The organism is Gordonia sp. 852002-50395_SCH5434458, assembly GCF_001665905.1.
GTDB lineage: Bacteria > Actinomycetota > Actinomycetes > Mycobacteriales > Mycobacteriaceae > Gordonia > Gordonia jacobaea.
In genome coordinates this window covers 79,830-102,352 of the sequence record NZ_LZTC01000013.1, presented here as the reverse complement: position 1 = coordinate 102,352, position 22,523 = coordinate 79,830, and the positions used below count along the sequence as shown (strand labels likewise).

Sequence of the window (22,523 nt, the reverse complement as noted above, 5' to 3'; positions counted from 1 at the left end):
AGCAGGCCATCGGGGTCTCACGGTCGGTGCCCCGTCGGTCACCGACGATCGAAGGAGGCGAGGATTTCCTGGGCAGCCAGGGCAGGCGTCAGGTCGCCGGAGCCGACACGCGCTTCGACGTCGCCGCGGATCCCGGCGACCTCGGGGCTGGCGGCCAGACGGCTGAGCAACTCGTCGCGCACCATCGTCCATGTCCAGTCGATCTGCTGGCGGCTGCGCCTGGCGTCGAACTCGCCTGCGTCGACCAGCACGGAATGATGGCGCTCGACGGCCCGCCAGAAGTCGTCGACGCCGGTGTTCTCGAGCGCGCTCATCGTCAGGACGGGCGGCACCCACAGCGCGTCGTGTGGATAGATCAGCTTCAGCGCATTCTTCAGTTCGCGCGCAGCACCTTTGGCCTCGGTGAGATGCGAGCCGTCTGCCTTGTTCACGACGATGACGTCGGCAAGCTCGAGCACACCCTTTTTGATGCCCTGCAGTGAATCGCCGGTCCGCGCGAGGGTGAGGAACGTGAACGTGTCGACCATGTTGGCGACGGTCACCTCCGACTGACCGACGCCAACCGTTTCGACGAGCACCACGTCGAACCCGGCGGCCTCGACGAGCACGATGCTCTCGCGGGTTGCCTTCGCGACGCCACCGAGCGTGCCCGACGTCGGAGACGGCCGGATGTAGGCGTCGGGATGCACGGCCAGGGTGCCCATGCGTGTCTTGTCGCCGAGTATCGAACCACCCGTGCGCGTCGACGACGGGTCGACAGCCAGCACCGCCACGCGGTGACCCTGCTCGATCAGATGCATCCCGAGCGCTTCGATCGTCGTCGACTTGCCGACGCCGGGCACGCCGGTGATCCCCACGCGAAACGACTTTCCGGCATGCGGGGTGAGCGCCAACAGCAACTCCTGAGCCGCCGCACGGTGATCCGGTCGCGTCGACTCGACCAGGGTGATCGCCCTCGCGAGATCGGCGCGGCGATCACCGAGCACACCGTCGGTCAGCGCCTGAACATCAACCCGACGTTGCACACCCATTAACCGGCAGCCACCTCTGGCAACTCGATCTCGAGACTGTCTGCGAGCTTGGAGATCAACTCGACGGCGGAATCGGCGATCACGCTGCCGGGCGGGAAGATCGCCGCGGCGCCTGCCTCGTAGAGCTCGTCGAAATCACCCGGTGGGATGACGCCGCCGACGACGATCATGATGTCCTCGCGGCCGACGTCAGCCAGCGCCTGACGCAGTGCCGGTACCAGCGTGAGGTGACCGGCTGCCAACGATGACACCCCGACGACGTGGACGTCGTTGTCGGCCGCCTGCGCGGCGACCTCCTCCGGCGTGGCGAACAGTGGGCCGACGTCGACGTCGAATCCGAGGTCGGCGAATGCGGTCGCGATCACCTTCTGGCCGCGATCGTGGCCGTCCTGACCCATTTTCGCCACGAGCACGCGGGGTCGTCGACCCTCCGCCTCCGCGAAACGTCGAACGATGTCGGTCGCCGCGTCGATGTTGCTCACGTCGCCTGCCTCATGCCGGTACACCCCGCTGATGGTCTTGATCTGCGCCTGGTGGCGACCATAGACCTTTTCCAGCGCGGCCGAGATCTCGCCGACTGTCGCCTGATGACGTGCCGCCTCGATCGCAAGCGCCATCAGGTTGTTGTCCAGGCCACCCGAGGTGTCGGTCGACGCGGCGGCGCGGGTGAGATCGGCCAGTGCCGCATCGACGGCCGCCTGATCACGTTGTGCCCGAAGCCTTTCGAGCTTCTCGAGTTGTTCGGCCCGCACCTTGGAGTTCTCGACCTTGAGAACCTCGATCTCTTCGTCGTCGTCGACTCGGTACTTGTTCACGCCGATGAGTGGTTGCTGGCCCGAGTCGATGCGCGCCTGGGTGCGGGCGGCAGCCTCCTCGATGCGGAGTTTCGGCAAACCCTCGTTGATGGCCTGCGTCATGCCGCCGGTCTCCTCGACCTCCGCAATGTGGCGACGAGCCTTCTCGGCGAGTTGCGCGGTGAGCCACTCGACGTAGTTCGACCCCGCCCACGGATCGATGGGACGCGTGGTGCCCGACTCCTGTTGGAGCAGTAGCTGCGTGTTGCGGGCGATTCTTGCCGAGAAGTCGGTCGGCAGAGCGATGGCCTCATCGAGCGCGTTGGTGTGCAGCGACTGCGTGTGCCCCTGCGTCGCAGCCATTGCCTCGACGCAGGTGCGTGCCACGTTGTTGAAGACGTCCTGCGCCGTCAGTGACCATCCGGACGTCTGCGAATGTGTGCGCAGCGACAGCGATTTCGGGTTCTTCGGGCTGAACTGTGCGACCAGTTCACTCCACAGCAGCCGTGCGGCACGGAGCTTGGCGACCTCCATGAAGAAGTTCATGCCGATACCCCAGAAGAAGGAAAGTCGGGGGGCGAACTTGTCGATGTCGAGGCCCGCCTCAATACCGGCGCGGATGTACTCGACGCCGTCGGCGAGCGTGTAGGCCAGCTCGAGATCGGCGGTCGCTCCGGCCTCCTGGATGTGATAGCCGGAGATCGATATCGAGTTGAACTTCGGCATCTTCGCGCTGGTGTAGGCAAAGATGTCGGAGATGATCCGCATGGAGGGCTTGGGCGGATAGATGTAGGTGTTGCGGACCATGAACTCTTTGAGTATGTCGTTCTGGATGGTCCCGGCCAGCTTCTCGGGCGGCACGCCCTGCTCTTCGGCGGCAACGACATACAACGCCAGGATGGGCAACACGGCGCCGTTCATCGTCATCGACACCGAGACGGCGCCCAGGTCGATACCGTCGAAGAGCTGACGCATGTCGAGGATCGAGTCGATCGCGACGCCCGCCATACCGACGTCACCTGCGACGCGCGGATGGTCGGAGTCGTAGCCGCGGTGGGTTGCGAGATCGAAGGCGACCGACAGGCCCTTCTGCCCGGCCGCCAGATTGCGTCGGTAGAAGGCGTTCGACTCCGCAGCCGTCGAGAAGCCCGCGTACTGACGAATTGTCCACGGCTGGTTCACATACATCGTCGGGTATGGACCGCGGATGAAGGGGGCGGCGCCGGGGATCGAGTCGAGCGGATAGGGGTGCTCGGCGTCGCGGGTGACGGCGTCACGGTCGGCGCGCGTGTAGATGGGCTTGACGTCGATCTGCTCGGGTGTGCTCCAGACGACCTGCTCGGTCGAATAGCCGTTCGCCGAGGCGAGCGCATCGATCGCGTCGGCGGCATCCGACGATGCTGCGGTGGCGGCGAAATCGCCTGCGCCGTCGAGGTCGACGTCGGCGAAACTCCCGATGGTTCCCGCGTGGTCCGTGCCCGCCAGCTGCGCCTGGTGTGTATCCGTCATGCCGAGGCTCCCGAGGTGTCCGCCCCGACCGGGGTCGATGTGGTCAGCGTGTCAAAAAGATCCTGCAGGGTGGCGACCGCGTCGATGCCGACGCGCAGCGAGCCGTCGGGCTTCGCCTGACCGTCGGATTCCGTTGCAGGCCATTCTCTTTCGGGTCCGGCGAGAAGCACGGTGCCGAGTCCGGCCGCACGTGCCGCCGCCAGCGCGGCGGGCCCGTCGTCGGCGTATCGCTGCTTGGTTCCGCAGATGACCGCGATCGGGGTGTCGGCCGCGGTTGCGAGGTCGGCGATGTCGTCGGCGGTCACCGGTCCGGGGTTGATGACCGCGATTCCTCCTGCGGCAAGGAGATTCGCCACGAAAGTGGTACGGCCGTTGTGCTCTGCGACGCTTCCCAGCGGTAGCAACAGCACCGTCGGACGTCGTCCGGTATCGGCGAGGACGGCGTCGGATCGATCGCGCAATGCCTCGAATGCGCGTCCGACCCGTGCGAGCCGCGGACCGCCGGTGGCGAGGCCGGTCGTGTCGGCGGTGTCCGGGCCGAGCGGCTTCTCGTCGAGGTTGGGGAATTCACTGACCCCGGTGACCGGCTTACGACGATGCGCCACCTCGACGTCGCGTCGAGCCAGGGATTCGCCGATACGGTCGGCGATCCACCCCGACGAGAGCGCGGACCGGTAGCCACCGGCGGCCTCGATGTCGGTGAAGACCGCCCACGCGTTGGATGCGAGGTCGTCGGTGAGGCTTTCGACAAACCACGAGCCGCCCGCCGGGTCGAGGACGCGGCCGACGTTGGACTCCTCGAGAAGCAACAGTTGGGTGTTGCGGGCGATGCGTCGGGTGAACGTCGGCCCCGACGTGCGCTTCGACGCCGGCAGCGCGGCATCGTAGGGCAGGACGCTCACCTGGTCGGCTCCGCCGACACCCGCACCGAAAGCAGCAACCGTGCTGCGCAGCATGTTCACCCAGGGGTCTCGCTGCGAGTACATCGCGAGCGCGGTGACCGCGTGGGTGAGCGCACCACCGACCTCCGGCGCGCCGAGGACACTGGCGACGCGCGCCCAGATCTTGCGCAGCGCACGCAGTTTCGCGATGGATGCGAACTGGTCGTCGTCGACCGATACACCGAACGACACCTGGGTCAGTGCCTGCGCCGGAGACAATCCGGCGTCGGTGAGATCACGCAGATGTGTGAGGGCAGCGCCGACGACGAGCGCTATCTCGAGCCCGTTGTCGGCACCGGCGGTCGCGAAGTCGGCACCGTCGACGCGGAACGTTCGTAGGGCGGGATCGGGATTCGCGACGGCCAGCGCGGTCGCCTCTGCCGCATCGACGGTCGATCGGCCGCTGAATGCCGCCGTCAACGGCGAGAGTCCCAGCGAATGTGTCGTGCCGATTGTGGGCGCGATGGTCACAGGCGGCTCGGGCGCACCTGCACGGATCGCGGCGAACGCCTCTGCCGCAGCGATCCCGTTTTTCCCGGCGTCGAGCGTTACCGGCGCGAGATCGAGGTAGACGCCGTCGAGCACCGTGGCGAGGTCGTCAGCCGACACTGCCCCACCGACCGCGATCCACAGGCCGCTGGTGCCGTTGTTCATGGCCTCGAGGATCTCGGTGTTGACCGCCGCCACGCCAACCGCCGGATCGTCGCCGAAGCGCTCGGTGACTCGCCACCCGGCCGTCACATCGCGCGCGGGATCCGCACCACGAACGTAGGGAAACGCGCCGGGCAGGCCGGGCTCGGGGGTTTCGTCTTTGCGGGTGTAGAGCGGCCGAACCGTGAGGCCATCGGCCGTCGAGGTCGACAACAGGGCTTCTGGAGTATCGGGAAGATCGGCGACGTCAACCCGCCGCGACTTGGCTAGTACCGCAGCCGCCGACTCCGACCACCGTTGGTAGGCCTCGTCGAGTGCTGCAAGCTCTGACTGCACAGGCTGATCATTCATGTGGTCTGGCTAACCTCCGTGATGCTCCTGTCGGATGCGTAACCGAACCTTAGCCGATCGCTCGCTCGGTCGATCAGTCGATCCCTGAAGGGGGTGTCCCAGCACGCTCCCAACATCCGAGGGACGAGAAGCCCGGGGTAGACCAGCCTCACTGATTCGACGCGACGACAGCTCACACGGCCGGGAGCTCCGCGCACGCCGAGTAGAGTGATTGGGTGTCTCCGCAGCCTGATTCGTCGACGCTGCAGCAAGACTTCGGGGAGCGGACGGAACGTAGAAAGATGATCCGTCACGCGGTGATCGGATTCGCCGCAGTGTGCATTCTGCTTGTCGTGTCGTATCTGATGCCTTTGCCAGCGGTCTCGAGCGTGCGCGGCTGGGGCCATGGTCTCGGCCCCGCGTTCGTATGGGTCTTCTTCATCGCGTACGCAGTCATCACCGTGTTCCCCATCCCCCGCACCGTGTTCACCGTGTCCGCCGGAGTGTTGTTCGGACCGGTTGTGGGACTCATCGGCGCACTAATCTCGACCGCAGTGGCCGCGACGCTGGGATTTCTGCTCGCACGGTGGGCCGGACGTAATCGGATCACGCCGTTTCTGCATCGTCCTGTCGTCATGACAATCGACAAAAGATTCGCCGCCAGGGGTTGGCTGGCGGTCGGATCACTCCGGCTGATCCCCGTGTGCCCATTCTGGTTGTTGAACTGGTGTGCCGGACTCTCGTCGGTACGACTGCTCCCCTATCTGGTCGCAACGATCGTCGCCTCGGCGCCGGGCACCGTCGCCGTCGTCCTGCTCGGCAATGCACTGACCGGCCACCGGAGTCCGCTGCTCATACTGGTGAGTGCCACATTTTTCGCCATCGGCGTGATCGGGCTCATCGTCGACGTTCGACTACCGGTACGCGAACAGTCGACTGCCGCGTAAACGCGCCTCACTCGGCGCGCAGCGCCTCATCGTCGGCTGTCGTCGTGGGAGCCGCCGTGTCGGTCAGCTCGCTCGCAGCCGGTTGGGCGCCGGAATATGGCAGCGACGATCGCGCGGGCCGTGTGCTCACCTCGGGGGCGACCGGCGTACGCGCGACAGCCTCGGCCTCCGCAACCGCCTGCGCGACCTTGGGGTCTGATGCGAGGGAGAACCAGTCCTCCGTCTCGGCGTCGTCGACCTCCGGGGTTGATTCGTCGTGGTTGGGCTCGTACCGGAACACTCCGTCATCACCCTGCTGGGCGAACGACCTCGCGAATCCCTGCAGCGCCGACCCGAAATCGGTGGGCAGCACCCAGACCTTGTTCGCCTCACCCTTGGCCATCTCCGGAATCTGCTGAAGGTACTGATAGGCGAGAACCTCGGGCGTCGGCTTGCTCGACTTCACCGCCGCGAAGGTCTTCTCGATGGCCTTCGCCTCGCCCTGCGCCTGCAGGTAGACCGCCGCGCGATCGCCCTGCGCGCGCAGGATCCGGGACTGCCGGTCGGCCTCCGCGGCGAGGATCGCGGCCTGCTTCGCTCCCTCGGCGGCGAGGATCTGGCTCTGCTTGTTGCCCTCTGCCGTCTTGATCGCCGACTCGCGCTGGCCCTCTGCCGCGAGGATTGTCGCGCGCTTCTCCCGGTCGGCCTTCATCTGCTTCTCCATCGACTCCTGGATCGACGGTGGCGGCATGATCGACTTCAGCTCGACACGGGCCACCCGCAGACCCCACCTGCCGGTCGCCTCGTCGAGAACTCCGCGCAACTGCCCATTGATCGAGTCACGCGAGGTCAGTGTCTCCTCCAACGTCATGCCGCCGACGACGTTGCGCAGCGTGGTGATGGTGAGCTGCTCGACACCCGCGATGTAGTCGTCGATCTCGTATACCGCCGAGCGGGGATTGGTGACCTGGAAGTACACGACCGTGTCGATGGAGAGGGTCAGGTTGTCCTCGGTGATCACCGGTTGCGGAGGAAACGACACGACACGTTCACGGATGTCGACCCGTGCTCGGATCCGGTCGATGAACGGCAGCAGGAGCGTCAGCTGACCCGAGACGGTCCGCGTGTAGCGACCGAGCCGCTCGATCACCGCTGCCTCGGCCTGCGGGATGAGCGCCACCGATTTCGCGAGAACCACCACGACGAAGAGAACCAGGAGGATCACTACAGCCAGGCCAATGTATTCCATGGAACTCACCCTCTCCAGACGACGGCAGTTGCGCCGTCGATCTGCACGATTGTCACGTGCTCGCCCGGCTCGATGGTCTCGGCCGGATCCATCGAGCGCGCCGACCAGATCTCGCCGCCGATCTTGACCCGGCCGTCGCTGCCGTCGACCTGCTCGGTCACGATGCCGCGCTTGCCCTCGAGCGCCTCGGTATTGGTCAGCACCCGTGGGCGACTCAACATGTGGCGCTTGGCAATCGGCCGCACCAGAGCGACGAGGAGGATCGACACCACGGCGAAGACCACGCCGTCGACCCATATCGGCGGGTCGAACGCGGCGTCGACTCCCGCGGTCGCGAGAGCCCCGCCGCCGAGCATGAGAAGGACGAGATCGCCACTGAAGATCTCTCCGATCAGCAGCACGACCGCGGCGGCAAGCCAGATCAGTGCGCTCATATATTCATTGTGCCAGAACGAATCCGACAAACCGGACGTCGAGCAGAACTACATAGTCCGATCAGTCGTCGTCAGGCGCGAGTGTCACGAAGTCGATCAGCTCTTCCACGGACCGCAGCAACGGAACCTCGAGATCGCGAAAGTCGTTGACGCCGGCCAGAACTCGACGCCAACCATCCTGCGGAGTTCCCCACCGCAGGCGGGCGCAGATGCCGCTTTTCCAGTCTTCACCGCGCGGGACATCGGGCCACGCGGCGATGCGTACCGACGACGGTTTCACCGCCTGCCAGACGTCGATGTAGGGATGTCCGCACACCAGCACGTTGTCACCGACTTCTGCCGTCAGCCGTTCTTCTTTGGAGCCGGCAACGAGATGATCGACGAGGACGCCGACCCGCCGATGCGGTGCCGGACCGAACTCCGACAGCGCGGATTCGAGATTGTCGAGTCCGTCGAGGCTCTCCACGACGACGCCTTCGGCGCGGAGGTCGGCGCCCCATACGCGCTCGATGAGCGTGGCGTCGTGCACACCCTCGACGAAGAGTCGACTCGCCCTGGCTTGCCGTGCACGTTGTTGCGGCAGCGCCCGCGATCCGGACGCGGTGCGTGATGGGGCCTGCGGCCCGCGGGTCCGTGGCCGCACGAGCGTCACCGGCTTGCCGTCGATGAGAAACGCCCCCGGCAGCATCAGGAACACGCGCGACTGTCCATGACGGTCCTCGAGTCGCACGAGATCTCCGGAGTAGCTCTTCTCCAGTCCGATGACGGCACCGCAGAAGCCTGTTGCGGCGTCCTCGACGACCAGGTCACGTTCGGCCGCCACCTCGGGTGGTCGCGGCTTGGCCCGGCGCGGCGTCGCCAGCACGTCTCGTCCATATCGATCGTCGCTCACCCCGGACACGCTAAGGGCAGACCGGACTCGCTGGGCGTCGCCACGCCGGGCACCCCGTGGACGTGTTGGAGTCGACGCGACCTACGCGTGTGAGGTCGGTGCGCGCAGCGCGCGTGAGCAGCCATCGGTATCGTGATTCCTCGTGACCAGTACCGACCACACCGTGACGCGAGCGTGGCCCGCATGCGCGCTCGGTGGCTGGGCCGCGGCGTGGCTGGCAGGCCGATGCTCACCCGACGATGTGGCTGACACACTCGCGATCTTCGCCGATCACCATCTGATTGACGACCATACCGACCACCCACGCGTCGGCGACGACGGCGTTCTCGGACTCCTCGCCCTCCTCCGTGGTGCCACGGCGATGTCGGTGCGACTGCCGTCAGCGGGCGACCCGCACGGACTGCCCCCGGGACCTGCCACCTCTGCGTCTTTCGCAGCGGGTGAAGTGTTGCTGGTCGACGATGAGATCGGAAAGCGCGCCGGTCCCCTTGCGCTCGTCCCACACCTCGACGCCGACGTCTGCCGCTGGTCTGTCCACCGCTACGCCGGACCGCTGCCCGCAGATCCGTCCGCGCCCGTCGGAGAAGTGGAATATCAACTGCGGCAATCGGTCTCGGAGGCAGCAGCCCTGGCGACCAGGGTCGGATCGCGTGCGGGCAATCCGCCCGCCGATCTCCGTGGCTCCGTCCGCGCGCTGACGCTGCGAAATCAGGTCGATCTCCCGCCCCACGACGACTCCCGCGCCAGCAGAGTGATCGATACGGCCGCTCAGATCGAGGCCATCGTCACCGTCGCCGGTCGAGGTGACGTCACGTTCGGCGCAACGTCGAACGAATTGCTCTCCGGCGACGGCGAATTGCGTCGACTGCTCTCGCTTGCACGCGCCGCACGTGGCGCCGCGGTCAACCGGGTGATCTCGGAATACGTGCCAACGATTCCGTAACGCCGTCGTCAGCGTCGCCGTGCCTCGATGAGGTGGCGTGTGGAGTGGGCGACAAACGGCCCCTCCCGCTGGATCTGCTCGTGAAGTTCGCGAAGTCGGCCCCGATATCCGTCCACTGTGAATCCGGGGACCCACCACACGACTTTTCTCAGCAGATAGATCGCCGCGGCGACGTCGAAGATCTCGATGCGGAGTCGGGCTGTGCGAAGATCGACGATCTCGAATCCCGCCGATTCGGCAGCCCGCACCTCGTCCTCGGGACGCCGGTCCCTGCGTCCCGAGGGCTGAGGTCCCAGGAAGAACTCGATCAATTCGAAAGCACTCGCAGGACCTACGTGCTGGGCGAAGTAGGTGCCACCGGGTGCGAGTACGCGAGCGATCTCATCCCACCAGATCGTTGCGGGATGCCTACTTGTCACAAGGTCGAAAGCGTTGTCGGCGAACGGAAATGGTGGCTCATCGGCACAGCCGACCACCACAACCCCGCGCGGATACAGGTTTGTCGCGCGCGCGACATTGGGTGGCCACGACTCCGTCGCTACCGCCGTCGGCGGGAAGCCCCCCGCCTCCGCCAGCACTTCGCCACCGCCGGTTTGAAGATCCAACGATGCCGACGCGGTGGCGAGACGGTCCGCCATCGCACGCGCGTAACCCCACGGAGGGCGTTCCTCGGTTGCACGCCCGTCCAACCACGAGAAATCCCAACCCGACACGTCGGCGGCAGCGCCCTCGGCCATGAGATCGTCGAACGAGGGGGCGACGGCCTCGTCCTCGGCTTCCGACCCCGATCCCACTGCTAGGCGCGCTGGGGTCGGCGCGCGGGGACGCAACAGTTCGGGCGGCACGTCGCGCCGTTGTCAGCGCACCCGAGAGCCCGCAGATCACCGCCGCCGTCGGCGTAGCGATCGATGAGATCGGCGATCAGCGTGATGAAGCGTGGATCGGTGCCCACGCTGTCGGCACGCACGTATTCCATCCCCAGTTTCTCGGCGACTTCTGCGGCCTCGTTGTCGAGGTCCCACACCACCTCGAGGTGGTCGGAGATGAATCCGATGGGACTCACCACCACTCTGGATATGCCTGCCGCGGAAAGAGATTCGAGGTGGTCGCAGATGTCGGGCTCGAGCCACGGGATCTGCGGTGGGCCCGACCTCGACTGCCAGACCTGATCGACATCTGACGGTGCAGGGCCACCGACCGCCCCGGCCACAGCGTTCGACGCCGCGCGCACCTGCCGTGAGTACAGCCGGCCACCGCCGGCCGGGATACTCGCCCCGTTCGTGGTGTCGCCGGTGCGCTCAGCGGTCTCGTCGACCGGCCCTGACGCTGCGTCGGCTGTCATCGGTACGGAGTGCGCGGTGAAGACTAGACGCGCCGGCGTATCCGATGCGGGCAGCGCAGACACTGCGCGTCGCACGGCATCTGCGCCGGCGTCGACGAAAGAAGGCTCGGCCCAGTACTGCGGAAGTTTGCGGAGCAACAACGGGTCGTCGGCGGAATCGGCGACGCGTTCGGCGAGAGCGTCGAGGGCGCGGGCGATGTCCTCGTGATACTGGCGGCATCCCGAGTATCCGCCCCAGGCGGAGGTCGGGAACACGAGCACACGCCGGTGGCCGTCGGCGTACATCTGCTCGACGGTGTCCTCGACCATCGGCTCCCAGTTGCGGTTTCCGAAGTAGACCGGAAGGTCGCGCCCCCGTCGCGCGAGCTCGGCACGCAACGACTCGATCATGTCGAGATTGAGCCGGTTGATCGGCGAGACCCCACCGAAGTGGTGATAGTGCTCGGCGACGGCTTCCAAACGCTCGCGCGGGATGCCTCGACCGCGTGTGACGTTCTCGAGAAACGGCATCACCTCGTCGTGCCCGTTGGGTCCGCCGAACGAGAGGAACAGCACGGCGTCGAATGCCGTGCTGTTCTGCGTGCTCGAGCTCTGCGATGTCACTGGCTGAGGAAGTTCTCCGGGAACCAGGTGTTGTGGCTGGCTCCGCCGTCGACGTACACGATCGAGCCGGTTGTGCCGGGCAGCCAGTCGCTGAGCAGGGTGCACACACTCTTGCCGACCACGACCGGGTCGTTGACGTCCCAACCGATGGGCGACGCGCCGTCCCAATAGGTGTTGAGCATGGTGAGCTTCTTGGCATCGTCGGTTGCCGTACCCGAAATAGCCTTGGCTGCAAGGGTTTTGATCGGACCAGCGGCGACGAGGTTCGAGCGGATCTTCTTCGCGTAACCCACTTCGCGTGCGACGTAGCGGTTGACCGACTCGAGTGCGGCCTTGGCCACGCCCATCCAGTTGTAGTCCGGCAGTGCGGTGCGCGGGTCGAAGTCCATGCCGACGATCGATCCGCCCTCGTTCATCACGGGCAGCGCCGCACGAGCGAGCGAGGCGTAGCTCCACGCCGAGATCTCGAACGACTTCGCGACGTCGGGACCCGGACCGTCGAGGAAGGGCACGGCGTCGGGGCCCATCAGCGTCTTCGGCGCGAACGCGATCGAGTGGACGAGGCCGTCGACACCCTCAGGCGCGAGTTCGCGCACCTTGTCGGCGAGCTCGCCGAGGCTCTGCTCGTCGGTGACGTCGAGCGGAATCGCGGGCGGCACCTCTTGCGGGAGTCGCTTGGCGATGCGGTCGATCAGTCGCAGTCGTTCGGGGATGCCGGTGATGATCACCTTCGCACCCTGCTCCTGTGCGACCTTTGCCGTGCTGAACGCGATCGACGCGTCGGTGATGATGCCGGTGATGAGGACGGTTTTTCCGTCCAGGATTCCGCTCACAGTGCTGGGCTCCTCTGCGGGTAGGCGTGTCTGTGGATGGTGTCTGTGGGTATGCGGCTGATACGGCTAGTGGCCCATGCCGAGGCCGCCGTCGACGTTGATGACGTTTCCGGTGACATAGGCCGAGTCGTCGGACGCGAGGAAGCTGACCACCGCGGCCACCTCCTCCGGCTGTCCCATGCGCTTGGCGGGGATCGCCTGGTCGACGGCCGTCTTGGTGTACTCCTCGGGCAGCGAACGGGTCATGTCGGTGTCGATCAGGCCGGGCGCGACGACGTTAGCGGTGATGTTGCGTCCGCCGAGCTCGCGGGTGACCGAGCGGGCGAGGCCAACCAATCCGGCCTTCGACGCCGCGTAGTTGGCCTGCCCCGGGGTACCCATCAGCGCAACGACCGAACCGAGGTAGATGAATCGACCCCACCGCTTGCGCAGCATGTCGCGCGTCGCGGCCTTGGTCACGCGGAATGCGCCCGTCAGGTTGGCATCGACGACGTCCTCGAAGCTGTCGACGCTCATCCGCATCAAGAGAGTGTCTGCGGTGATGCCCGCATTCGACACGACCACCTCGACCGGACCCTGGTGCTCGGCGACCTCTTTGAACGCGGCGTCGACGGACGCGGTGTCGGTGACGTCGCACGTGACGCCGAACAGCCCCTCGGGAGCGCCGGAGCCACGGTGGGTGACCGCAACCTTGTGGCCGTCCGCGGAGAGACGACGAGCAACCGCGAGACCGATGCCGCGGTTGCCGCCGGTCACGAGAACCGAACGCGAGACACGGCTGGGAGATTCATTGCTCTGCGACATGGGTAACAAACCTATCCGTTGCGGGTACGTGTGCCGTCGGCAGGGTCGATGCCGGGATGCTCGGCGCCGATCAGGGTAATCGCTGGTTGATGAGCATCGCCCCACCCGCGGCGAGGATGACGAAAATCGTGCCGGCGAGCAGCCAGGGCCACGAATCGTCACCCTTGCGGTACTCGTAGCCGATCTCCTCCTGCAGGGTGCTGTAGACCTTGTTCAGCTCATCGAGACTCGACGCCGTGAAGAACCGGCCACCGCTGAGGTTGGCGATCTTGCGCAGCGACTCGTCGTCGACGGGAACCGGAACCTGATCGCCCTCGAGATCGACGGTTCCTGTCGAGGTACCGAACGAGATCGTGGACACCGGGATCTTCTCCTCTTTCGCCTTGCGGGCGGCGGTGAAGGCTCCGCGCGGATCGTCCGGGTCGTCTGGCACGGTCTCTTTACCGTCGGAGAGCAGCACGATGCGCGCGGGTGGCGCGCCCTCGTCTCCGCCGAGCACCGCGTTGAGCGTCTGGATCTGCTGCAGAGCGGCGAAGATTCCCTCACCGGTCGCCGTCTTGTCGGCGAGCTGCAACTTGTCGACCGCCTGCTTGGTGGCATCGTGGTTGGGCGTCGGGGTCACCAGGGTCGACGCCGTACCCGCGAAGGAGATCAGTCCGAGGTTGATGCCGTCGGTGAGGTTGTCGGCAAACTGTTTCGCCGCCGCCTGTGCCGCCTTGATTCTCGACGGTGCGACGTCGGTGGCGTTCATCGAGCGCGACACGTCCATCACCAGGATCACCGTCGCCTTGTTCCGCGGGATCTTGCGGTTGGCCTGCGGTCCGGCGACTGCGACGACGAGCAGCACCAACGCCAGGAGCAGCGCGACCATAGGTGCGTGGCGCAGCCAACGCTTCCACCGCGGCTCTGCGGGCACGATGCGGTCGAGCATCTCGGTGTTGGCGAACTGCAACGCCCGCTGACGCCGCATGCGGAGCATGTACCAGTAGCCTGCGCCGAGAGCGGCGACGAGGACGAGCGCGAGCAACCACCAGGGGTGCGAGAACACTGTCGTCCTCACCCCACCCCGGCGGCGAGTCCGCGGCGACGACGCCCCACGAACTTGACCATGTCGTTGATCCAGTCCCGATCGGTACGCAGCGACAACACGGGTCCGCCACAGCCACGGATGGTGCGATGCACCTTCTGCTGGTGAGCTCGGGCGGCGTCGGCGAAGTCGCGTCGCAGCGACTCGGTGATCGTGACCTGTCTGATCTCGCCGGACTCGGCGTCGGCGAGTGTGACGTCACCGATGGGTGGCAACTCGAGATCGCGGGGATCGAGGACCTCGATCGCCAGGAGTTCGTGATGCGCGCCGATGGCGCGCAACGAACGTTCCCAGTCGATCGGACCGAGGAAGTCGCTGATCACGACCGCAAGGCCACGGCGGCGCTGCGGTCGACGCAACGCTTCGAGCCCGGCCTTCAGATCGCCACGCACGCCGGGTGCTGCGCGACGGGTGGTCGCGATCGTCTTCAGCAGGCTCAGATCGTGGGCACGCCCGGCGTGGGCGGGTACGCGGACGATCTTGTCGCCGGTACAGACCACCGCCCCGTGGCGATTACCGCCACCCGAGGTGAGATGCACGATGGCCGACGACGCCGCCACCGCGAGTTCTCGTTTCGTGTGGGCGACGGTGCCGAAGTCGAGGCTCGCGGATGCGTCGACGACGAGCCAGGTCTCCAGCTCACGGTCGGCGATCATCTGACGGACGTGAGGTTGGGTCGTGCGCGCGGTGACCGACCACTCCATCCGCCGGATGTCGTCGCCGGGCTGGTAGGGCCGTGCTTCTCCGGGTTCGGAGCCCGGTCCCGGAATCAGTCCCTGGTGTTCGCCCTGCAGCACGCCGTCGAGCTTGCGGCGCACCGTCAGTTCGAGCGACTTCAGCGCTGCCGAGAGCTGAGGTTCGTCGAGCAGGCCTGATTCGAGCGATGGCAGTGTGCTGTTAGCCGCCATACCGCGCTGACGTCTGGTTGGCCGGTCCCGCCGGGTAGCGGCCCTGCGCCCCGTTCACCGGCTGTACCTGTTGCGGCTGCTGCGGGTTCTGACCGGGTGCACCGTTCACGCCCGGGGCCTGGGGCCCTGCGGGCTGACCCGGCATCGGCTGACCGGGCACTGCCTGGACCGGCGGCCCCTGCTGCTGCACCGGCTGGGTACCCACCTGCGGCAGTCCGATGGTCTGCAGGATGCGGTTGATGATCTGATCGGCGGTGACCTCGTCGGCGAGAGCGTCGTAGCTCAGCACCAGACGGTGACGCAGGACGTCGGGGATCAGCTCGACAATGTCGGCGGGGATCACGTAGTCACGGCCGCGGACCAGTGCCAGCGCGCGCGCAGCTGCGACGATGCCGAGCGTCGCGCGCGGCGAGGCTCCGTAGGACAACCAGGAGTCGACATCGTGGAGGCCGAGCTCAGCGGGACGTCGGGTCGCGTTGATGACACGGACGACGTAGTCGACGAGCGCGTGGTGGACGAACACGTTGGCCGCGGTCTCCTGCAGCCGGATCGTCGTCTCCGGATCGAGGATCTGCGACGCACTCGGTGGGACATTGCCCATCCGGTAGACGATCTCGCGCTCCTCCTCGACCGACGGGTAGTCGACGAGGATCTTGAACAGGAAGCGATCGCGCTGCGCCTCCGGCAGCGGATAGACGCCCTCGTTCTCGATGGGGTTCTGCGTCGCCATGACGAGGAACGGACTCGGCATCGGGTAGGTGGTGCCACCGATCGAGACGTGCCGCTCGGCCATGACCTCGAGGAGCGCCGACTGGACCTTTGCAGGCGCGCGGTTGATCTCGTCGGCGAGGAGGAAGTTCGCGACGACGGGGCCGAGCTCGGTGTCGAACTCTTCGCGACCCTGCCGATAGATGCGGGTTCCCAGGAGGTCGGTGGGCACGAGATCCGGCGTGAACTGAACTCGGGAGAAGCTGCCGCCGATGACCTTGGCGAACGTCTCGACCGCGAGCGTCTTGGCGACACCGGGGACACCCTCGAGAAGGATGTGCCCGCGAGCCAGCAGTCCGACGAGGATGCGCTCGACGAGCTGATCCTGGCCGACGATCACACGCTTGACCTCATAGATCGCGCGTTCCACGAGCTTCACGTCGTCGTCGCTGAGCGTCACCGCTCCCCCGGCTGAGTTCGACGCAGCCTGCGCCTGCTCAGTGTTCGGATGCGAAGAGGTCAACCCGTACTCCTAAGGTTCGTCCGGATCCCGGCCCGGCCGGGTTATGTCCGCGCAGAATCGGTTGCCGACATGATTGCAAGCCAGCGTAGCCGTGCGTCCTGAAAACGCGCCAAGAAGGTCGTTCGGATGGCGTGGCACACCGTTGTCAGCTCAGTACCGGGACGGTCAGAGCAGCCGCACCACGTTGGGCATCGCACCAGCCGTGCGCAGCGGAGACACCTTCACGACGTCGCCGGACTGCGGCGCCTCGACCATCTTGTTGTCGCCGAGGTAGAGCGCGACGTGCTCACTCGCATTGGGTCCGTAGAAGATCATGTCGCCACGCTGCATCTGCGCCAGCGGCACCTGGGGACCCGATGTGTACTGGTAGCCCGTGTAGTGCGGGAGCTGGATGCCGACGCCGCCGAACGCGTACATCATGAGACCCGAGCAATCGAAGCCGACCTTGTTGTAGTCGCCGTAACTGTCGGCGACACCGCCGTCGCGAATACCGAGGGTGGGGCCGTTGGCGTCGCCGCCACCCCACGCATAGGGCACGTTGAGCTGCGAGAGCGCACGGTTCACGACGATCTCCACGGCCTGCGGGCCACGCAGGCCCGGACGTACCGGCCCGCCGCCGCCACCCGACGAACTGCCGAACAAAGTGCCGAGGCTGCCGGAACCGAGCCTGCTGGCGATGCTGTCCGCACCGGACGATCCCAGCGAGGCTCCCCCGAGTCCGAGTTCATCCAAGAGCTCCGAGTGCGGGATCTGCGCCTGACCGACCATCGCCGCGAGCGCCTTCTGTCCCAGGTCTCCCGCGAGTCGAGCGGCGGCCTCCGCGGCTACCTGCAGTGCCTGGTTGTCACTCGTCCCGTCGACCTGAGTTGCGCCGGGCGCGCTCGGACGAGGTCCCGGCAGTCCCGGGATTCCGGGGAAAAGCCCCGACAACAGATCGGTCGGCGCGGGAGCGTCTACCTTCTTGGGCGTCGTGACCGTGCCGCGCAGCTTGTCGAGCTGCTGCTGGACCGTATCGCGTTGCGCCACGAGCGAGTTGCGACGCTGCTGCTCGTCGACCATCGCCGACCGCGCTTCGCGTACCGCGGCGAGCGCGTCGTTCTTGCGTTGCTCCGCGCCGGACGTGGCAAGCGCTGCCTGACGTTTGAGAGCCTGCAGCGCAGAGACCCTGTTGGCCTGTTGGTTGCGGGCCACCTGCAGACGACGGATCGTGTCCTGCTGGTTGCGGGCGACACGGTCGAGAGTCGACATCCGCTCGAGCACCCGATCGGGGTTATCCGAGGACACGTACTTGGTCATCGAGCTCGACGTGGTGCCGTTCCGATAGACGTCGCGGATCAGTGCGTCGAAGGACTTCTGCGCATCTTTGGCAGCACCGTTGGCCTTTGTGAGCGAGTTCTCGGCGCCGGACGCGGCCTGTGTGGCCAACTGCTGTGCGGCGATCGAGTTCTGGTAGTCGGCAAGCGACCTGTTGGCGTTCTCCTGGCGAACGGCCACCGCACCGTCGAGATCCTTGATGTTCTGGTTGGCCGTCGCGATCTGATTGATCAACGTCGACACCGCGCTCGTCGGCTTCTTCGGCGCGGTCACGCCCGGGGCGGCCAGTGCCTGTCCCGCACCCATTCCGCTGAGCATCGCGACCGCAAGTACGGCCCCTAGACGTGCAAATCGCGGTGTGCCCCGCCTGGGGGTACCACGAGCCACACCGGTGGTCACTCGCCTCACGTGAAACTCCTCGCCCTCGCCGGCGATGTCATGCCTCAAGTCGCGCTGCCTCGAGTCGCACGCATCTCCATGTCCGAACACAGGGTGCACGTCTTCCCCAACCATCCAACGTGCATCACCTACCACATGTGGTGCATTGGATACCAACAGCAACACAAGTGACATGAGAACCGTACGTCACATCGGACACACGAGAAAACCGCTGCAACGAATTACATACAGGTGATTACCTGGGAAAATGCCGTGAACAGCCCAAAGGGCGAGATGACTCGCCAGGTATCGAATTGGCAACAGAGCGTCGAACGACGACGAGACCCGGTTGTGCCCTACGAGCGGGGGTCGGCGGTTGGCGACGTGAGATTTTCAGACGGGTGTCAATGAGTGGACGACGACGTCGCCGACGCCACGTCCTCGCCCGACGCAGATGCAGCCGATGGCGACGACTGTGTGACCGGTTGTGCGACCTCGCCGCGCCGTCGACGTGCACGTATGGTGCGCGCCCGCGCGAGTACGGCTCCGATGATCGTGACGACGATCAGCAGAATGGTGACGAGCGTCCAGTCGATCTGCGGTGACGTCAGTTCTTCGTACATCTGTGTGGCGGCGACGGACGGATTCTGCAGCGTCAGGTCGTCCATGGCCTGCTCCTGCACCACACGACTGAAGTCGGCCGAGGAGCTACCGACCGAGTTGGGGCCGATGACGAGGACGGTCCCGCCGACCTCGGACTGCAATTGGGTGGCGATGTCGCGGTAGTAGGTGAAGTTCGGCTGTGGCTCGGTCAGGACGACCACGTTGAGGTCGTGCCCGTCGGACTGTGCGCGGGCCACCAGGGCGCGAAGCGCGGGTTCCTGATCGGCGGGTGCGGCAACGTGGTCGGCGAGCAGTTCCTGCCGCAGGCCTGTCATGTCGACGTTCGCAGGGATGATCGCGGGGTAGCCCTGTGGACCTGGACTCATCAGCTGTACCCAACTTTCTGCTCTGCAGTAGAACCCCATACCCGGAAGGCATGCGCGCTGCCACGCCAATCCTGCCCAATGGCCGATCGCGGTCGGGGACCCACCCCCGCGTGTCACCTAAGAAGGTTTCGCAGCCATTAAATGTCGCCGACGCGCACACGACCGCGTGACCCTCGCCTCGTGGCATGCGCCAGAATGGAGGATGCTGGAGGTAGGCGGTAAGCGGGCGTGTCGCGTGTTGTAAACAGTACAGCCGTACTGTTAAGATGACATGGTGACCACGGCGGCCCCGTGGCCGCCCCGCGAGGGCAGGGAGGCATCGGTACCACCCACCGGCGCCACCGACAGCACTCGAACACCCGGCGCAGCCCGTCGGGTCACGGTCGGAGTCGACGAGCGGCGTTCGTCGACGAGCCGGCCACGCAGTCCACGTGCGCACACGTGAGATGTCGAACGACGCCGACGCAGCCCGTCGGCACGAGGAGAGTGGATTAAGTCGTGAGTATCAATTCCTTTGGCGCCCAAGGCACCCTAGAGGTGGGCGACAAGTCGTATGAGATCTACCGGCTGAGCGCTGTCAAGGGAACCGAGAAGCTCCCTTACGCACTCAAGGTCCTCGCCGAGAACCTGCTTCGCACCGAAGACGGCGCGAACGTCACCAAGGACCACATCAAAGCGATCGCCAACTGGGATCCCTCGGCCGAGCCGAGCATCGAGATCCAGTTCACCCCGGCTCGCGTCATCATGCAGGACTTCACCGGCGTTCCCTGTGTGGTCGACCTGACCACCATGCGCGACGCGGTCAAGGAACTCGGCGGCGATCCCGACAAGGTCAACCCGCTCGCACCCGCCGAGATGGTCATCGACCACTCCGTCATCATCGAGGCATTCGGCAACGCGCAGGCATTCGAGCGCAACGTCGAGATCGAGTACCAGCGCAACGAAGAGCGCTACAAGTTCCTCCGCTGGGGCCAGGGCGCATTCGACGACTTCCGCGTCGTCCCGCCGGGCACCGGCATCGTGCACCAGGTCAACATCGAGCACCTCGCCCGCTCGATCATGGTTCGCCCCAACTCCGAGGGCACCGAGGTCGCCTACCCCGACACCTGCATCGGCACCGACTCGCACACCACTATGCAGAACGGTCTCGGCGTGCTCGGCTGGGGCGTCGGCGGTATCGAGGCCGAGGCGGCAATGCTCGGACAGCCCGTCTCGATGTTGATCCCGCGCGTCGTCGGCTTCAAGCTGACGGGTGCGACCAAGCCCGGCGTCACCGCGACCGACGTCGTGCTGACCATCACCGACATGCTGCGCAAGCACGGCGTCGTCGGCAAGTTCGTCGAGTTCTACGGCAACGGTGTCGCCGAGGTCCCGCTGGCCAACCGCGCCACCATCGGCAACATGAGCCCCGAGTTCGGCTCGACCTGTGCGATCTTCCCGATCGACAGCGAGACCATCAACTACCTGAAGCTCACCGGCCGCAGCGCGGAGACGCTGGCCCTCGTCGAGGCATACGCCAAGGAACAGGGCATGTGGCTGGAGAAGGACGCCACCGAGCCGCAGTACTCCGAGTACATGGAGCTCGATCTCTCGACGGTCGTCCCGTCGATCGCCGGCCCGAAGCGTCCGCAGGACCGCATCGAGCTCTGGGACGCCAAGAACGCGTTCCGCAAGGACATCCACAACTACGTCGAAGAGGGCAACACCCCCGCCTACAACGGCGTCGACGAGTCGATCGCCGAGAGCTTCCCGGCGTCGGATGCGCCCGCACTCGACCCGAACGGCGCGAAGCTGTCGTTCGCCGACGACGACTACGAGCCCGCCCACAACGCGAGCAAGGGCGCAGAGGGACGGCCGTCGAAGCCGGTCAAGATCTCCTCGCCCGAACGCGGTGACATGATTCTCGACCACGGCATCGTCACCATCGCGTCGATCACGAGTTGCACCAACACCTCGAACCCGTCGGTCATGCTCGGCGCGGGTCTGCTCGCGAAGAAGGCTGTCGAGAAGGGCCTCACGCAGAAGCCGTGGGTGAAGACCTCGATGGCCCCCGGGTCACAGGTTGTCACCGGCTACTACGAGAAGGCCGGTCTGTGGCCGTACCTCGAGAAGCTGGGCTTCTACCTGGTCGGTTACGGCTGCACCACCTGCATCGGCAACTCGGGACCGCTGCCCGAGGAGATCTCGAAGGCGATCAACGACAACGATCTGACCGCCACCGCGGTGCTCTCGGGTAACCGCAACTTCGAGGGTCGTATCAACCCCGACGTGAAGATGAACTACCTCGCGTCGCCGCCGCTGGTCATCGCCTACGCACTCGCGGGCACGATGGACTTCGACTTCGAGAACGACCCGCTCGGCCAGGACCAGGACGGCAACGACGTCTTCCTGAAGGACATCTGGCCGTCGAACGAGGAGATCGCGCAGACCATCGCCAGCTCGATCAGCCCCGAGCAGTACGCGGCGGACTACGCCGACGTGTTCAAGGGTGACGAGCGGTGGCGGAGCCTGCCCACCCCCGAGGGCAAGACCTTCGACTGGGACGACGAATCGACCTACGTGCGCAAGCCTCCGTACTTCGAGGGCATGAAGCTCGAGGCGGACCCGGTCTCCGACATCAAGGGTGCCCGTGTACTCGCGAAGCTCGGCGACTCGGTCACGACCGACCACATCTCCCCCGCGTCGACGATCAAGCCCGGCACCCCTGCCGCGCAGTACCTCGACGCACACGGTGTGGCCCGCAAGGACTACAACTCGCTGGGCGCCCGTCGCGGCAACCACGAGGTGATGATCCGGTCGACCTTCGGCAACATCCGTCTGGCCAACCAGCTCGTCGACGTCACCGGTGGCTACACCCGCGACTTCACACAGGAGGGTGCTCCGCAGTCGTTCATCTACGACGCCGCGCAGAACTACGCGAAGGAGGGCACCCCGCTGGTCGTGCTCGGCGGCAAGGAGTACGGCACCGGTAGCTCGCGTGACTGGGCCGCCAAGGGCACCAGCCTGCTGGGCGTCAAGGCCGTCATCACCGAGAGCTTCGAGCGCATCCACCGCTCGAACCTCATCGGCATGGGCGTCATCCCGCTGCAGTTCCCCGAGGGCGAGTCGCACAAGTCGCTGGGCCTCGACGGCACGGAGACCTTCGACATCACCGGCATCGAGGAGCTGAACAACGGCACCACGCCGAAGACGGTGCACGTCACCGCCACCAAGGAAGACGGCTCGAAGGTCGAGTTCGACGCCAAGGTGCGCATCGACACACCCGGTGAAGCCGACTACTACCGCAACGGCGGCATCCTGCAGTACGTGCTCCGCAACATGATCAAGAGCTGAC

General features: G+C 66.0%; 18 protein-coding genes. 3 read left to right on the top strand and 15 right to left on the bottom strand.

Going from position 1 to position 22,523, the window contains the following annotated elements; translation table 11 throughout:
- Positions 1-38 precede the first annotated feature (38 nt).
- The 3 genes from meaB to A5785_RS02720 are packed head-to-tail and all read right to left on the bottom strand — an operon-like array spanning position 39 to position 5,277.
- The gene (meaB, locus tag A5785_RS02730; protein ID WP_005202855.1) at positions 39-1,031 is read right to left on the bottom strand and encodes a methylmalonyl Co-A mutase-associated GTPase MeaB; all 993 of its coding nucleotides are present in this window, start codon (positions 1,029-1,031) and stop codon (positions 39-41) included.
- A complete protein-coding gene (gene scpA / locus A5785_RS02725; protein ID WP_064864438.1) occupies positions 1,031-3,334 on the bottom strand; it encodes a methylmalonyl-CoA mutase in 2,304 nt (767 codons plus the stop codon). Before scpA ends, meaB begins: the two co-directional genes overlap by 1 nt.
- Positions 3,331-5,277 carry a methylmalonyl-CoA mutase family protein gene (locus A5785_RS02720; RefSeq protein WP_064864436.1) on the bottom strand — a complete coding sequence of 649 codons (1,947 nt, stop codon included), beginning with the start codon at positions 5,275-5,277 and terminating at the stop codon, positions 3,331-3,333. Before A5785_RS02720 ends, scpA begins: the two co-directional genes overlap by 4 nt.
- A gap of 215 nt (positions 5,278-5,492) precedes the next feature.
- On the opposite strand from A5785_RS02720, the gene A5785_RS02715 reads away from it, so the two are divergent.
- On the top strand, positions 5,493-6,203 hold the full coding sequence (locus A5785_RS02715) for a TVP38/TMEM64 family protein (protein WP_231895413.1): 711 nt from the start codon (positions 5,493-5,495) through the stop codon (positions 6,201-6,203).
- 7 nt (positions 6,204-6,210) lie between these two features.
- On the opposite strand, the gene A5785_RS02710 is transcribed toward A5785_RS02715, so the two are convergent.
- The 3 genes from A5785_RS02710 to A5785_RS02700 all read right to left on the bottom strand — a co-directional run bounded on the left by A5785_RS02710 (position 6,211) and on the right by A5785_RS02700 (position 8,766).
- On the bottom strand, positions 6,211-7,431 hold the full coding sequence (locus tag A5785_RS02710) for an SPFH domain-containing protein (protein WP_064864475.1): 1,221 nt from the start codon (positions 7,429-7,431) through the stop codon (positions 6,211-6,213).
- Between the two features lie 5 nt (positions 7,432-7,436).
- A complete protein-coding gene (locus A5785_RS02705) occupies positions 7,437-7,865 on the bottom strand; it encodes an NfeD family protein (protein ID WP_064864432.1) in 429 nt (142 codons plus the stop codon).
- A gap of 61 nt (positions 7,866-7,926) precedes the next feature.
- Positions 7,927-8,766 (bottom strand): DUF3097 domain-containing protein, encoded by an 840-nt coding sequence (locus A5785_RS02700; RefSeq protein ID WP_442902834.1) that lies wholly within the window; start codon positions 8,764-8,766, stop codon positions 7,927-7,929.
- A gap of 133 nt (positions 8,767-8,899) precedes the next feature.
- Here A5785_RS02700 and A5785_RS02695 point away from each other — a divergent pair, with 133 nt between their 5' ends.
- Positions 8,900-9,700 carry a hypothetical protein gene (locus A5785_RS02695; protein ID WP_064864430.1) on the top strand — a complete coding sequence of 267 codons (801 nt, stop codon included), beginning with the start codon at positions 8,900-8,902 and terminating at the stop codon, positions 9,698-9,700.
- An 8-nt stretch (positions 9,701-9,708) separates the two neighbouring features.
- On the opposite strand, the gene A5785_RS02690 is transcribed toward A5785_RS02695, so the two are convergent.
- The 9 genes from A5785_RS02690 to A5785_RS02650 form a co-directional block, all read right to left on the bottom strand.
- Positions 9,709-10,437, bottom strand: coding sequence for a class I SAM-dependent methyltransferase (locus tag A5785_RS02690; RefSeq protein ID WP_064864473.1), 729 nt, complete (start codon positions 10,435-10,437; stop codon positions 9,709-9,711).
- A 59-nt stretch (positions 10,438-10,496) separates the two neighbouring features.
- Positions 10,497-11,645 carry a ferrochelatase gene (locus A5785_RS02685; RefSeq protein ID WP_064864429.1) on the bottom strand — a complete coding sequence of 383 codons (1,149 nt, stop codon included), beginning with the start codon at positions 11,643-11,645 and terminating at the stop codon, positions 10,497-10,499.
- Positions 11,642-12,478, bottom strand: a complete 837-nt coding sequence (gene inhA, locus A5785_RS02680) for an NADH-dependent enoyl-ACP reductase InhA (protein ID WP_064864427.1) — start codon at positions 12,476-12,478, stop codon at positions 11,642-11,644. The genes A5785_RS02685 and inhA overlap by 4 nt, the downstream gene beginning before the upstream one ends.
- 66 nt (positions 12,479-12,544) lie before the next feature.
- Positions 12,545-13,282, bottom strand: coding sequence for a 3-oxoacyl-ACP reductase FabG1 (fabG1, locus tag A5785_RS02675; RefSeq protein WP_005202834.1), 738 nt, complete (start codon positions 13,280-13,282; stop codon positions 12,545-12,547).
- Positions 13,283-13,352: 70 nt separating this feature from the next.
- Entirely contained in the window at positions 13,353-14,330 is a 978-nt protein-coding gene (locus A5785_RS02670; RefSeq protein ID WP_064862630.1) for a VWA domain-containing protein, read from the bottom strand.
- 8 nt (positions 14,331-14,338) lie between these two features.
- Positions 14,339-15,277 (bottom strand): DUF58 domain-containing protein, encoded by a 939-nt coding sequence (locus tag A5785_RS02665; RefSeq protein ID WP_005202831.1) that lies wholly within the window; start codon positions 15,275-15,277, stop codon positions 14,339-14,341.
- A complete protein-coding gene (locus A5785_RS02660; protein ID WP_005202829.1) occupies positions 15,267-16,508 on the bottom strand; it encodes an AAA family ATPase in 1,242 nt (413 codons plus the stop codon). The genes A5785_RS02665 and A5785_RS02660 overlap by 11 nt, the downstream gene beginning before the upstream one ends.
- A gap of 165 nt (positions 16,509-16,673) precedes the next feature.
- Positions 16,674-18,128 carry an NlpC/P60 family protein gene (locus tag A5785_RS02655; protein ID WP_269449588.1) on the bottom strand — a complete coding sequence of 485 codons (1,455 nt, stop codon included), beginning with the start codon at positions 18,126-18,128 and terminating at the stop codon, positions 16,674-16,676.
- A gap of 476 nt (positions 18,129-18,604) precedes the next feature.
- Positions 18,605-19,189 carry an Rv1476 family membrane protein gene (locus A5785_RS02650; protein WP_005202823.1) on the bottom strand — a complete coding sequence of 195 codons (585 nt, stop codon included), beginning with the start codon at positions 19,187-19,189 and terminating at the stop codon, positions 18,605-18,607.
- 498 nt (positions 19,190-19,687) lie between these two features.
- Between A5785_RS02650 and A5785_RS02640 the strand changes: the two genes are divergently transcribed.
- Positions 19,688-22,522, top strand: coding sequence for an aconitate hydratase (locus A5785_RS02640; protein ID WP_064864425.1), 2,835 nt, complete (start codon positions 19,688-19,690; stop codon positions 22,520-22,522).
- The last annotated feature ends 1 nt before the right edge of the window (position 22,523 follow it).